This is a genomic window from Bacillus cereus group sp. MYBK95-2 (genome assembly GCF_051915225.1).
In the GTDB taxonomy this organism is placed as follows: domain Bacteria; phylum Bacillota; class Bacilli; order Bacillales; family Bacillaceae_G; genus Bacillus_A; species Bacillus_A cereus.
Map to the genome: position 1 here is coordinate 222,694 of NZ_JBQAEH010000003.1, position 13,348 is coordinate 236,041.

Here is a 13,348-nt window from a genome sequence, read left to right on the forward strand (position 1 = left end):
ATACATCCGGACTTTCACTATCTGTTCAATACTTCAATATACGAAGCATCTCCAGTTGTTCTTAAAGCAGAGCGAAAATTGTTATTTTCTAGCGTTTTAGCGACTTGTTGTAATTGCTGTGCATCATCATGATGGATAAGTAAGCTGTCAGCACCGCTTTCTTCTATATGAATATGTTCGACGTTTCCAATGGCATCATGTACAGCTTTTAAAAATTCAGGTTTCATGGTGTCCTCCTATATGTATGTAACGTTTTTATTTAGTATTTCCTTATTTTTGAAATATAAAAGTAAATGAAAGGAGAAATAAAATGAATATAAAGCAGTTTAACGAACATATAACATCACTATTTGGAGAGCATCTTCATAAATACGGCGATGATGAATATGGTTTTACTCATATAAGTAAAGATGAATTTCACAAAATCGGTTACACAACAAATTTAACGTTAGAAACTATTGAAGAAGCGTATAGAAATGGAGTCGATATGATAGTTACACATCATGCGCCGTGGAGTTTTTTATTTGGTATGGAAGAGGCTTGTATTGAGAAATTGAAGCAATATGAAATGAATCATTTTTGGGTTCATTTGCCGTTAGATTTTGTAAAGTTTGGCACATGTACATCGTTATTTAACGGAATTGGGATAGATACAATACTGGAATATTCCACGTATGAGGAAGAAGAACTACCGGGAATAGGAGAATATAAAGAAGCGATTCCTTTTTCAAACTTAGTTGGAAAACTTGAAGAAAGAATGGAAGAGAAAGTGAAGAGCTGGAGAAATCACGATAAACCAGTAAAACGGATTGCGATTTTAACCGGTGCAGGAAACAATACAAATTTGATTGAACGTGCATTAGAAAAAGGGTGTGACACGTACATAACAGGTGAAAAAACATTATATACAGTGCAACATGCGAAATTTAAAGGGATTAATTTAATTGTAGGCAGTCATACGTTTACAGAAGTGTTTGGTGTAGAAAGTTTGGCTCATAAGTTAAAAGAAAGAGATAATTCAATAGAAATTACTAGATTAAATGAAGAACATTTGGAGTGAAGAAATTACATCGCATTACCATCAATGGAATGAACTATATGATGGAATATTGAAAGACGCAGTTGCAATGAGATAAAATTATCTTTTGTTATATTAAGATTTTTAGGAAGAATTCCCTTATGTTTGTCAAATAATAGTAAAGTTGTCTTTTGAATTAAGGGAATATTCGGAGTTAAAGGGTGAGAGAATGGATATTTCAATAATCACTGCACAACTAGTTAAGGAGAAAGTGATTTCACATTATCCAAATAGTGTAAAAGTGTTAAACGGGGGAACAACAAGTACTATATATTTGTTAGATGAACAATACGTTGTAAAGTTGAATGAATCGGATGTCATACGTGAAGAAGCTTATTTTCTTCAGTTTTATAAAAAGGATGAATTATTTCCAAAGCTTTTTTATAAGGAACCTTTAAATCGCTATATTGTTTACTCATTCCTTGAGGGCACAACTTTTTGCAAACTAGGCCATAAACGGAGCGTTCTTTGTAAACTTGTAAAGGAAGTTATCAATAAGTATGAAGTAGCTACAGAGATTGATGGCTGGGGATGGAAAGAAAACCTAGTTCAATCTTGGAATGAATTTTTAACGACAAATGTGATGGAAGCTCATGAAAATGTAAGACGTTACATAAGTGAGGAAGCGTATAGAACGGTTTTTAAGTTAGCAAATAGTCCAAGTAGGGGGACTGGAATAAATCAGCCATTTTTATTGCATGGTGATCTTGGATTTCATAATTTTATATTTCAAGAGAATAAACTGCACGGTGTAATTGATCCTTTACCAGTGTTAGGAGATCCTATATATGATTTAATTTATGCGTTCTGTTCAACTCCGGAAGATTTAACAAAAGAAACGATTGGTTATGCGATGAAACAATGTGTATTTCATAAAAATGACCGTGATTTATATGAAGAGATAGTCATAGGATTATATTTGCGTATAGATACATGTTTACGGCACCACCCGAAAGATTTAGAAGATTATTTAGCAGCTTGGCGTTATTGGATGGGTGAGGTTGAGGTGACTTTATAGTACAAATATTTTTAGGGGAGATGGTGAGATGAATGTTGTAGAAGCGAAAAAGGATTTACTGTAATTCCATTATCGGTTACATTTGTCTATTTACTTACTTTTATAAGTTTATTAATTGAACATAAAAAAGCAGCTTAATAAAAATTTAGGGATAGGGGGAATTATGATGAAAAATTTCGTTTGTACAACGTGTGGCGTGCAGTATGCAGCGAGTGTAGAAGAACCAGTGAGTTGTCATATTTGTGATGAAGAAAGGCAGTATGTGAATCCGAAAGGGCAGTCTTGGACGACTTTAGAAAATTTGCAAACAGATGATACATATAAAAATGAAATAATTAAAGAGGAAAATGGACTTTATAGTATTACGACAAAACCAGGATTTGCGATCGGTCAAACGGCATTTGTAGTGAAAACAGAGTCATATCGTTTACTGTGGGACTGTATTACGTATTTAGATGAAACGACAATTACGAAAATAAAAGAGCTTGGCGGATTAGATGCGATTGCATTGTCTCATCCTCATTATTATTCAACGCAAGTAGAATGGGCAGAGACATTTGATGTACCAATTTATATACATGAAGATGATAAAGAGTGGGTGATGCGTCCGAGTAGTCGTATTATTTATTGGTCTGGTGAGTCTTTACAATTAGCTGATGGGATTACTGTACATCGTCTTGGAGGACATTTTAGTGGTGGTTCTGTATTGCATTGGGAAGAAGGTAATGATGGAAAAGGGATTTTGTTAACAGGTGATATTATTCAAGTTGTAGCAGATGAGCGGTGGGTAAGCTTCATGTACAGCTATCCAAACTTAATTCCACTACCAGCGAGGAAAGTGGAAGAAATGGTGAATCGAGTGAAGCCGTTACAGTTTAATCGTTTATACAACGCTTTTCATCGAGTAGTAAAAGAAAATGCAAATGAGGCAGTTGAACGTTCTGCTGACAGATATATAAAAGCAATAGAAGGAAAGTTGTTTCATACGTAAAAGGAGAGTAGCTTAATGAAAACGTTAGTATGTTTTGGAGATAGTATTACAGCTGATGAAACATTTTTTGATGGAATTCCGAGATTAACACCACGTTTGCAAGAGATGTTTCCGAACTGGAAAGTAGTGAATGCAGGTGTTCCAGGTGATAATACATTCGATGCGTTAAATAGGATTGAAGAAGATGTAATATTATATAAACCAGATTTCGTAACAGTTTTTCTTGGTACGAATGATGCAGTTTCTTTTTCTCAAGTGTCATTACAAGCATATAAAGAAAACTTAGAGAAGATTGTGAACCATATTTCGTCAGGTAAAGTGCTGCTTATTAGCCCTGCGCCAGTTGATGAAGAGAGGCAGCATAATAGAACAAATGAAGTGCTCTGTCAGTATGCAGACGTGGTGGAGAAAGTGGCGAAAGAAACAGGAAGCTATTTTCTAAATTTGTATGCTGAAATGATTCAAGAACTGAATTATAAAAGGTTTGTAGAAAATGATGAAAAAGATGGATTACACTTTGGTCCAGAAGGTTATGAGTATCTAGCGAAGTTAATTGGTGAAAAGTTAAAAGGGATTTTATAAAAAAAGCAAAGCGATATCGCTTTGCTTTTTCGTATTTCTTTCGTAGTCCATAAACTTATTGATTGCTGTAATTTGGACAGATATTTTGCATTTTTATCCCGCATTAACTGCCCGTAAATGCCCGATTGGTGAGGGCTAATAATCAGTGGGGGATGAACAAAAAAAACCTGATTAAAGTTTCACTTTATGTGGGTAAAAGGCTAGTGCTGTTTTAAAGTAATATAAATTTATTTTTAAAAATTTATATTTCGTAGTTGAAAATTAATAATGGTGTAACTATAATAGTTACAGTAAGTTTGTTATTTTGAAATGTCCACATTGAATTACAAGAATGAAGGGAGTTTTATGTAAATCAAAAAGCTATAAAATCTATTAATTTTTATAATAAGATAAAATACTTTTCAGTTCATACACATTATTAAATATGTTATTTCTAATAGAAAACTAGAGGTGGAAAAATGAAAAAATTTAAAGGTATGTTAATATCATCACTTGCAATTACAACTTTTGCTGGGGTAGGTACGACATTTGTAACAAATACAGTATATGCTGCTAATGACGATTCTAGTAAAATACAAGTTCGTTCTAATAAGAGTATAAACACAACAACTGGCTCGAGATTGCCTGTATTATCAGTCAATCCTTATGATGAACCTAGATTTTCAAGACAGGGATATCTTGAAGAGGCACCTTTAGGAATTAATGCTCCTTATGCTTGGGGAATTAAAGGAGGAAATGGCCAGGGAGCAACTTTTGTAGATTTGGAAGAAGGCTGGTTATTAAATCATGAAGATTTAGTCGGTCAAAATATTGAATTTATGTCTGGAAAAATGAGTAATGATCTTTCTCACGGTACTTCAGTTCTAGGTGTTGTTTCGGCAGCTGACAATGGGATTGGGAACATTGGGATTGCACCAAAAGCAAAGGCAAAAGTAATTTCAGTGATCCGAGATAATGGGAGAATCGATGTAAGAGATGCTATTTTAAGTGCCGTAGATTCTTTACAGGCTGGAGATGTTTTATTAATAGAAGAATCCTTTAAATATGATGGATATGGAGATGACCCTTTACCAGTAGAAGTATACCCGAGTATATTTAACGCAATTCGCAAAGGTACAGATAAAGGCATTATTATTGTAGAAGCAGCTGGTAATGGTGGGATTGATTTAGATGAATTTAAAGACCGTAATGGTAAGCAGATTTTAAATCGAAATAGTCCAGACTTTAAAGATTCAGGAGCTATTATAGTTGGAGCATCTACTGCAAGAGTTCCTCATAAACGTTTAGCTTTCTCTAACTATGGTAGTAGAATTGATGTATATGGTTGGGGAGAGTATGTTGATACATTAGATACATATCAAAATCAAAATAGTAAAGGACAAAAAGTTACAGATCAGAACATAATTAATCGTTATACTTCTAATTTCCGTGGTACTTCTAGCGCTTCGCCTATAATTGCTGGGGCTGCTGTATCGATTCAAGGGATTGCTAAAGAACATTTAGGTAAGGCATATACACCAAAAGAATTGAGAGCAATTTTAAGTAATCCTAATACAGGCACAAAGTCTAATAACCCATCATCTGATAAAATAGGTGTTTTACCAGATTTAAAAGCGATTTTGTCTAACCTTGGATTTCATAGTGATTTGACTACCAATGATCCTATGGTATTTCCAGATAACGTAGAAAAAAATGAAGGAAAAGAAAATTCAACTTTCGTATTTCCAGGTGAAGAAACAAAAAGAACAGGTGATAAAAATTCAACTGTAACCTTCCCAGAAGAAGATTTAAAACAGGAGGAAAAAGAAGAGGGATTAATTGTTTTTCCTGATTAATAAAAAAATACTACCTTCCATTTGGAGGTAGTATTTTTTATTTCTTGTCAATAACAAGCAGGCATGAAATTTGTATTTGTTTATCTTTCATAATGAATTTAACTAAAAAAATCGAATATTTGACTGTTAATTTACTTTTTCGTCTCAATCAATTACATGAATTAATCTAGAAATGCTTGCTGTAATGCTTTCAGTCCATCGCTGTAAATACCATGAAACAGATTAATTGCCTCTTCATCACTAACCTCAACAGGAGTGAATGTACCAGACCACTCTACTAACGATGTGTTACTTTCAGTACCTTCTTTCACCTGGATTGTAGATAGATAATTAGTGACTGGGAATGGTGCATTCATGATTGAATACGTGTAGTAGCGCTCTTTATCATTGAATACTTCTAATCGTTCTATAATTGTATCCCCATCCGGATTAGCTAGATGACGTACACGACCGCCTTCAGTTAATTTACTGCTAGGTATATAAGGTAACCAGTCTGGAAGGGAGTTGAAACCTCCGATTAATTGCCATACTTGTTCAGGTGAACCGAAAATTTCCATAGATGTAGTAGTATGTGCCATATTCATTACGCTCCTTTTCATCCCGGTATTTACGGGTAAATAATCAGTGGGGGATGCTCTCACTGATTAAAGTTTCATTATTATTTTACGTTGATTGGTAGTGGTGCATTAGGTGCTACTAGTTTTTGTTCGCGCATTTCTTCCCAGAATGCTGCTGGAATTACTGTATTTAAGGCGTTTTGGTCTTCTACAATTCGTTCCGGTTTACTTGCACCAGGAACAACGGCAGCAACTGCTGGATTTGCTAGTGAAAATTGTAATGCAGCAGCTTTGATGCTGATTTCGTAACGATCTGCAAGAGCTTTGATTTTCTCAACCTTTGCAATAATTTCTGGCGATGCTTTTTGATATTCGAAGTGAGCGCCTCCAGCAAGAATACCTGAGCTATATGGGCCACCAACAACAATATCCATATTATGCTTTACAGCTGCAGGCATTACTCGTTGCAATGCACGTTCGTGGTCTAATAATGAATAGCGACCAGCTAATAAGGATATATTTGGTTTCGCTTCTTCTAAATCAAGCATAAGTTCAATTGATTCTACTTTGTTTACTCCAAGCCCCCAGCCTTTAATGACTCCTTCTTCACGTAAACGTGTTAGCGCACGGAATGCTCCTGTTCGAGCAATTTCAAATTGTGAAATCCACGCATCACCATAAAAGTCTTGTGCTAAATCATGAATGAAAACAAAGTCTAGACGATCTGTTTTTAAACGTTTCAAACTTTGCTCGATAGAACGAAGTGTTGCATCTGCGCTATAGTCATTGATCATTTTATTTTTGCGACCAAATTCGAAAAGCCCGCCTTTTTCACCTAAATCACGTGCAGATGGATCTTCTAATTCATCCGAAATAGTTCGACCTACTTTCGTACTTAAAAAGTAATCATCACGATTTCTTTTTGATAGTGCTTCACCAAGACGAATCTCCGCTAAGCCAGATCCATAAAGTGGAGCTGTATCAAAGTAACGAACGCCATTCTCCCAAGCAGCATCCACTGTAGCGATTGCTTCTTCCTCTGGGATATTACGGTACATATTTCCTAGTGGTGCTGTACCAAACCCGATTTTTTCTTTTAGTAATTTACTCATTATAGATATCCTCCTAAAATGTATTTGCAAAATATTTATTCATTGTGAATGGATGTGAAAATGAAAACATGTCATTTTATCGTCTGACAAAATGTATGAGAAAAATACTCACTTTAAAGTAAAGGTACTAACAGGTAATTTCTAACACTGCATGACTCACTCAACTCTTACAAATGCTATTATGAAATGTATTTTACATAATGAAAAGTACGTACTTTAAAGTGATATAGATACTAAAAAGTAATACAGGTACTTTTTGGTGCCGTACTACTCATCTGCTGTTTACGTATGCTATTATGAAACATGTTTAACAGGGTAAAAAGTACGTACTTTAAGGTGCTATAGATACTTAAAAGTAATATTTAAATATTTTAGCTTATTTGTCTTATAAAATTATTAAAGGAGATTTTTATATGAAAACATACAATATTCCTGTAGAGGCAACTTTAGAGGTTATCGGTGGAAAGTGGAAAGTAGTTATCCTTTGTCATTTAAAGAAAGACAAAAAGAGAACGTGCGAATTAAAACAATTAATGTCTGGTATTACACAAAAGATGTTAACGCAACAATTACGTGAATTAGAAGAAGATGGTGTAATCGAGAGAAAAGTGTATAACCAAGTGCCACCAAAAGTAGAGTACTCTTTAACTGATTACGGTCATTCTTTAGATTCTATACTCGATACTCTTTGTAACTGGGGAGAAGTTCATCTTGAAAAGAATGGGAACACATCTATGCTTATAACAGCAGCTGAATAAAGAAAGAAAAAACGAACGAGAATACGTTCGTTTTTTCTTTTTGTATAGAGGGAGATTTTTACGCAGCATAATTACTTTTTTGTAATATAGGTACTTTTTTGTGCTGTAGGAACTAAAATGTGCCGTATAGAAAATTATTTGTTTTTACGCAACAATAGAGAAGAAATTTAGAAAAAAGGAGGGAGATCGTGTGAAACAATACAATATACCGATAGAAGCAACTTTAGAAATTATCGGGGGAAAGTGGAAAGTCGTCATTTTATGTCACTTAACGAAAGGAACAAAGCGAACGAGCGAGTTGCAGCGTCTAATTCCTGAAATTTCTGTTAGAATGTTGACGCAACAATTACGTGAGCTAGAAGATGATGGTGTGATTACACGTGAAATCTATAAAGAAATTCCACCCCGAGTAGAATACTCCTTAACTGATTATGGGTGGTCTTTGCAAAATGTATTAAATCAATTGACCGTATGGGGAGAACGATGCATAGATAGAAAAAACACAGAAGTTAAGTGAAATCTCTATATGTAATATTGAAAACACCACCTAATGACGAGGTGGTGTTTTTCGTTTTAAAACTTTAGAAAGTTGTTATGATGAAAAGTAAAATTTTTGAGGACCTGTTTCAGTCATGGGTACTTAAAAGTGCCTACATCACTTTAAAGTACGTACTATGCTTCATAATATAACCGTTTTATAATGACACTCGTAGCAAGAAGTCAGTACAATAACGATTTTAAGCTATGTTCAAAAAGACTTATTAACTAGTATAGTTTTTTGTTCAATTTTTTAGTAGGAGATGTTTTTATGGTTGAAGAACTTTTTTATAAAAAAATACTCAAAAATCTGTTTTCAGATCCAGTTCAAATTACACTTTGGAATGGAGAAACAATCCAATATGGCGAAGGGGAACCTCAATTTCACATAACATTCCATAAGCCACTTTCAAAAAAAGAAATCGCTAAGGATCCTTCTATTGCATTCGGTGAAGCATATATGAATGGGGATCTTGAAATAGAGGGTAACCTTGAAAAAGCAATTCAATCTATTTATAAAAGGCAGGATAGCTTTTTAGGTGATAGTAAGTTGCAATATTTCAAAAGTAAATGGAATTTCTCAAAACAAAAAAATAAAGATGATATTGCTCATCATTATGATATTGGGAACGATTTCTATAAATTATGGCTTGATGAAACAATGACATATTCTTGTGCATATTTCCAAAATGAGCAAGATTCTTTAACGACAGCGCAGCATAATAAAGTGAATCATATTTTGAAAAAGTTGAACCTTCAAAAAGGTGATACGCTATTAGACATCGGTTGTGGGTGGGGTGAACTCATTACAGCTGCCGCTAAACAGTACGGTGTGAAAGCGATGGGAGTAACGTTAAGTGAGGAACAATATGCTAAGACTTCTGAGCGAATTAAACAAGAGGGACTTACGGATTTAGTTGAAGTATCTTTACTTGATTACCGCGATATTAAGAATCATAAATTTGATAAAATTGTTAGTGTAGGTATGATCGAACATGTAGGAAAAGACAACATTACGCAATACTTTGAAACAGTTAACAAATTATTAAATGATGGCGGGATTTCTCTGCTGCATTGCATTACTTCTCCGGCTAATGGTGGTGCTACGAATGGTTGGATTGAAAAATATATATTCCCTGGTGGGTATGTTCCTGCTGTGAACGAATTAATCACGAACATGACAAACGAACAATTTTTTATTGTGGATGTAGAAAGCTTACGTAGACATTACGGAAAAACATTACAACATTGGGCTCGAAATTTTGAAAACGTACTAGAGGAAGTTCGTAAAACGAAAGATGAGCGATTTATCCGCATGTGGCGTTTATATTTAAATGCATGTGCAGCTTCGTTCTTTACAGGTAATATTGATTTACATCAATTTGTATTTACAAAAGGGATTAATGATACAATTCCGATGACACGTTCGTATATGTATGAATAAGAGCATGTAACCAAGTAGCTCTCAAGTCATTGAGTATAAATAAAATGATGATAGGATATAAGTCCATAACGTAAAGTCGAGATGGGAATCAGAAAATGATTTCTATCTCGACTTTTTAGTATATAATTTTAAAATTAAAACTATATACTTTTAAAGAAAAAATATATAATAAATGTAGAAACGAAAATTTATGAGCAAGGAAGTTGAAGAACATGACATTAACAATGGGCTTTATTGGATTTGGAAAATCAGCTAACCGTTATCACCTACCTTATCTAAAGACACGTAATAATATAAAAGTAAAAACGATTTTTGTACGTCAAATAAATGAAGAATTAGCGGCTCCATATGAGGAAAGAGGTGTTTACTTCACTACTGATTTGGACGAATTGTTGAATGACAAAGAAATTCAAGTCGTGACGATCTGTACGCCAGCACATACGCATTATGAATTAGCAAAAAAAGTTATACTAGCCGGAAAATCAGTTATCGTTGAAAAACCATTTTGCGATACAGTAGTACATGCGAAAGAATTATTAGCTTTAGGACGAGAGAAAGGTGTAATCGTTATGCCTTATCAAAACCGTCGTTTTGATGGTGATTTTTTAGCTGTAAAGCAAGTAGTTGAACAAGGATTCCTTGGTGATATTATTGAGATTGAATCACATATTGATTATTTCCGTCCTGGTTCAATCACTCATGAAGCTCCAAAAGAAGAAGGTTCATTTTACAGTTTAGGTATTCATACGATGGACCGCATGATTTCACTATTCGGCCGTCCAAATACAGTGACATACGATATTCGTAATAATGAAGTGGAAGGTGCGGTTGATAACTATTTCGATGTTGGTCTACATTATGGAAATCAGTTGAAGATTAAGCTGAAAACGAACCATATCGTAGCAAAAGATTATCCACGCTTTATCGTTCATGGAACAAATGGCTCATTTATTAAATACGGTGAAGATCAGCAGGAAAATGATTTGAAAGCGGGTATTATGCCTGAGAGTGCAGGATTTGGTGAAGATTCGCCGATGTATTATGGAATTGCTAAGTATCGTAATGCAAATGGTGACTGGATTGAAAAACAAATTAAAACGCCGCTTGGTGATTACGGTCGTTTCTATGATGCAGCGTATGACACAATTGTAAATGGTGCACCAAAACTTGTGAAAGATGAAGAAGCAGTAACGAATATTGAAATCTTGGAAAACGGATTTGCTGCCCCATCACCTTCAGTTTACAAACTTGAGGCTTTACATTTGAATGAATAGAAGAGAGTTTGCAGTATAAAGGAGGTATGGAAATGGCAAGCGGATCAACACAAGTAAAATACCTCGGCATTTATCAAAAGATTAAACAGCAAATTTTAGACGGTGAATATAAAATCAACGAAAAAATTCCGAGTAGCTCCGTCCTTGCTGAAGAATTCGATGTTTCAGCACTTACGATTAAAAAAGCGCTGGATCTATTAGTAAGAGACGGCTACATTATCCGTCGGCGCGGAAGTGGAACAGTGGTACAAGATTGGCATCAGCAGGAAAAGGCACGAATGATTCAAACTTTAACAGGTACGAAAGCTGTTTACGGTAGTGAGGTAGAAAGTAAAATTATCGAGTTTGCGATTGTAGGTGCTGATGAAGTAGTTGCTGAGAAATTGGGAGTTTCAATTGGTGATTTCGTCTATAAAATCATTCGCCTCCGCATCATTCACAGCATTCCGACGATTATGGAGCATACATGGATGCCAATTTCGGTTATCCCAGGTGTTGAAGCTTCTGTTTTAGAGGAGTCGATATACTCACATATTCAAAATAAACTTGGTCTTGAAGTAGGGACATCTGTTGTCAGGGTTAAAGGGATTCGCCCAGATGATAGGGAAAAGCAGTTTATGAACTTAACAAATCAGGATTTCCTAATGCGAGTTGAGCAAGTAGCTTACTTAACGGATGGACGAACTTTTGAATATTCTTATGCAGATCATCTACCGGAAACCTTTGAGTTTGAAACAGTCATTACGGCAAAAAAATTATAAAGAGACATAAAATAGGTTGAGGCAAGCATTGTCTCAACCTATTTTATGTCTTCTACAGTTATGATTCATCTGCTGTAATCAGCATGGATGTGTTCCCGGTTTTTTCAAGATGAACTTCTCCCCAGGAACAGAGGGAATCGAGTATAGCTCCTAAAGACGAACCGTAATCCGTTAAAGAATACTCTACTTTTGGTGGTACTTGGTCATATACTTTCCTTTGGATTACACCATCTTCTTCTAGTTCACGTAATTGTTGCGTTAACATTTTTTGCGTAATACCAGGCATTAAACGTTTTAATTCACTCGTTCTTTTTGTTCCTTTTTTTAAATGACAAAGGATAACAACTTTCCACTTTCCGCCAATAACTTCTAAAGTCGCTTCTACAGGAATATTGTATGTCTTCATAAAAAAAACTCCTTTGATGAATTTAGATTACAGTTGTGAGCCTACATCCGTTGCAATACTAAAATTATTTCTTTTTAGTACCTATAACACTTTAAAGTGCGTACTATTTATTGTGCTAAATATCGGTCATAATAACCGATGTAAGAGAGAAATAAGCAGAACGGCACTTGAAAATGCATATGTTACTTTTTAGTACCTATAACACTTTAAAGTACGTACTTTTTATTAGGATGAATATAATCCATAATAGCACTTGTAAGCAAGAAATGCGTGAAATGTGCTTTGAAGGAGCCATCATGCTATGGGGAATTTTACATGAGAATAATTTGTTGTGTTATTAAAATTAATCCAAGACTTAACAGTTGATTAATTGAACTGTAAAGTTTAAAATTACAGTAAGATTTTTAAAAGTGAGTTGTTAACGTCTGTAAAATGTAGCATGAATAATAGAGATAAATGAAACATTGCTGAATAATTAACATTATGTGAATTTGATTCTAAACTGTAATTTTTTTTAATACATTTCAATAAGCGATATTTAAAATGTACGTTTAATAACATTAAAGGAGTGAGTTAAATATGGTAATTCTATATACAACAGCAAGCTGTGCTTCATGCCGAAAAGCGAAAGCATGGCTTGAAGAGCATCAAATTGATTATATTGAAAAAAACATCGTATCAAATTCTATGACAGTTGATGAGCTTAAATCGATTCTTCGTTTAACTGAAGAGGGGGCTACTGAAATTATTTCAACTAGATCCAAAACTTTTCAGGACTTAAATATAAATATTGATGAGCTCTCGCTAAATGAATTTTATACATTAATAATTGAGCATCCACTAATGTTGCGTCGCCCGATTATGCTGGACGAAAAAAGATTGCAAATTGGTTTTAACGAAGAAGAAATTCGCAAATTTTTACCACGTAGTGTCCGAACATTTTTAAACATTGAACTGCAAAAGTTGGCTAATTAATAAGTAATAGTATGAAAGAG

General features: G+C 34.4%; 14 protein-coding genes and 2 pseudogenes. 12 read left to right on the top strand and 4 right to left on the bottom strand.

The genetic code is table 11. The annotated features are described in order from the left end of the window. Positions 1–17: 17 nt before the first annotated feature. Positions 18–227 (bottom strand): hypothetical protein, encoded by a 210-nt coding sequence (locus ACTFN4_RS12525; protein WP_000801653.1) that lies wholly within the window; start codon positions 225–227, stop codon positions 18–20. An 83-nt stretch (positions 228–310) separates the two neighbouring features. Between ACTFN4_RS12525 and ACTFN4_RS12530 the strand changes: the two genes are divergently transcribed. The 6 genes and pseudogenes from ACTFN4_RS12530 to ACTFN4_RS12555 all read left to right on the top strand — a co-directional run bounded on the left by ACTFN4_RS12530 (position 311) and on the right by ACTFN4_RS12555 (position 5,504). After that, on the top strand, positions 311–1,060 hold the full coding sequence (locus tag ACTFN4_RS12530; protein ID WP_001022442.1) for a Nif3-like dinuclear metal center hexameric protein: 750 nt from the start codon (positions 311–313) through the stop codon (positions 1,058–1,060). 187 nt (positions 1,061–1,247) lie between these two features. Next, complete coding sequence (locus ACTFN4_RS12535) at positions 1,248–2,096, top strand: phosphotransferase (RefSeq protein WP_002204735.1); 849 nt, start codon at positions 1,248–1,250, stop codon at positions 2,094–2,096. A 42-nt stretch (positions 2,097–2,138) separates the two neighbouring features. Then, positions 2,139–2,234: pseudogene (locus tag ACTFN4_RS12540) on the top strand (DUF7010 family protein); the annotation flags it as partial. Between the two features lie 25 nt (positions 2,235–2,259). Then, positions 2,260–3,087 (top strand): MBL fold metallo-hydrolase, encoded by an 828-nt coding sequence (locus tag ACTFN4_RS12545; RefSeq protein WP_086404019.1) that lies wholly within the window; start codon positions 2,260–2,262, stop codon positions 3,085–3,087. A 15-nt stretch (positions 3,088–3,102) separates the two neighbouring features. Beyond that, complete coding sequence (locus tag ACTFN4_RS12550) at positions 3,103–3,669, top strand: SGNH/GDSL hydrolase family protein (RefSeq protein WP_016124973.1); 567 nt, start codon at positions 3,103–3,105, stop codon at positions 3,667–3,669. Between the two features lie 458 nt (positions 3,670–4,127). Continuing rightward, positions 4,128–5,504 (top strand): S8 family peptidase, encoded by a 1,377-nt coding sequence (locus ACTFN4_RS12555; RefSeq protein ID WP_000713609.1) that lies wholly within the window; start codon positions 4,128–4,130, stop codon positions 5,502–5,504. Positions 5,505–5,665: 161 nt separating this feature from the next. Here the strand turns inward: ACTFN4_RS12555 and ACTFN4_RS12560 are convergent, their stop codons facing one another. Beyond that, positions 5,666–6,082, bottom strand: a complete 417-nt coding sequence (locus ACTFN4_RS12560) for an SRPBCC family protein (RefSeq protein ID WP_000951521.1) — start codon at positions 6,080–6,082, stop codon at positions 5,666–5,668. An 80-nt stretch (positions 6,083–6,162) separates the two neighbouring features. Beyond that, positions 6,163–7,173, bottom strand: a complete 1,011-nt coding sequence (locus tag ACTFN4_RS12565; RefSeq protein ID WP_000040526.1) for an aldo/keto reductase — start codon at positions 7,171–7,173, stop codon at positions 6,163–6,165. A gap of 413 nt (positions 7,174–7,586) precedes the next feature. On the opposite strand from ACTFN4_RS12565, the gene ACTFN4_RS12570 reads away from it, so the two are divergent. The 5 genes and pseudogenes from ACTFN4_RS12570 (at position 7,587) to ACTFN4_RS12590 (ending at position 11,957) form a co-directional block, all read left to right on the top strand. After that, positions 7,587–7,931, top strand: a complete 345-nt coding sequence (locus ACTFN4_RS12570) for a winged helix-turn-helix transcriptional regulator (protein WP_000860822.1) — start codon at positions 7,587–7,589, stop codon at positions 7,929–7,931. Between the two features lie 190 nt (positions 7,932–8,121). After that, a complete protein-coding gene (locus ACTFN4_RS12575) occupies positions 8,122–8,448 on the top strand; it encodes a winged helix-turn-helix transcriptional regulator (protein ID WP_000816335.1) in 327 nt (108 codons plus the stop codon). A 291-nt stretch (positions 8,449–8,739) separates the two neighbouring features. After that, positions 8,740–9,912 carry a cyclopropane-fatty-acyl-phospholipid synthase gene (locus ACTFN4_RS12580; protein ID WP_000229037.1) on the top strand — a complete coding sequence of 391 codons (1,173 nt, stop codon included), beginning with the start codon at positions 8,740–8,742 and terminating at the stop codon, positions 9,910–9,912. 212 nt (positions 9,913–10,124) lie between these two features. Next, positions 10,125–11,186, top strand: coding sequence for an oxidoreductase (locus ACTFN4_RS12585; RefSeq protein WP_439962363.1), 1,062 nt, complete (start codon positions 10,125–10,127; stop codon positions 11,184–11,186). Positions 11,187–11,218: 32 nt separating this feature from the next. After that, positions 11,219–11,957, top strand: a pseudogene (locus ACTFN4_RS12590) (GntR family transcriptional regulator). A 48-nt stretch (positions 11,958–12,005) separates the two neighbouring features. Here ACTFN4_RS12590 and ACTFN4_RS12595 read toward each other — a convergent pair. Next, on the bottom strand, positions 12,006–12,353 hold the full coding sequence (locus tag ACTFN4_RS12595) for a winged helix-turn-helix transcriptional regulator (RefSeq protein WP_000860832.1): 348 nt from the start codon (positions 12,351–12,353) through the stop codon (positions 12,006–12,008). 579 nt (positions 12,354–12,932) lie between these two features. Between ACTFN4_RS12595 and spxA the strand changes: the two genes are divergently transcribed. Next, complete coding sequence (spxA, locus tag ACTFN4_RS12600) at positions 12,933–13,328, top strand: transcriptional regulator SpxA (protein WP_000236189.1); 396 nt, start codon at positions 12,933–12,935, stop codon at positions 13,326–13,328. Positions 13,329–13,348: the final 20 nt, after the last annotated feature.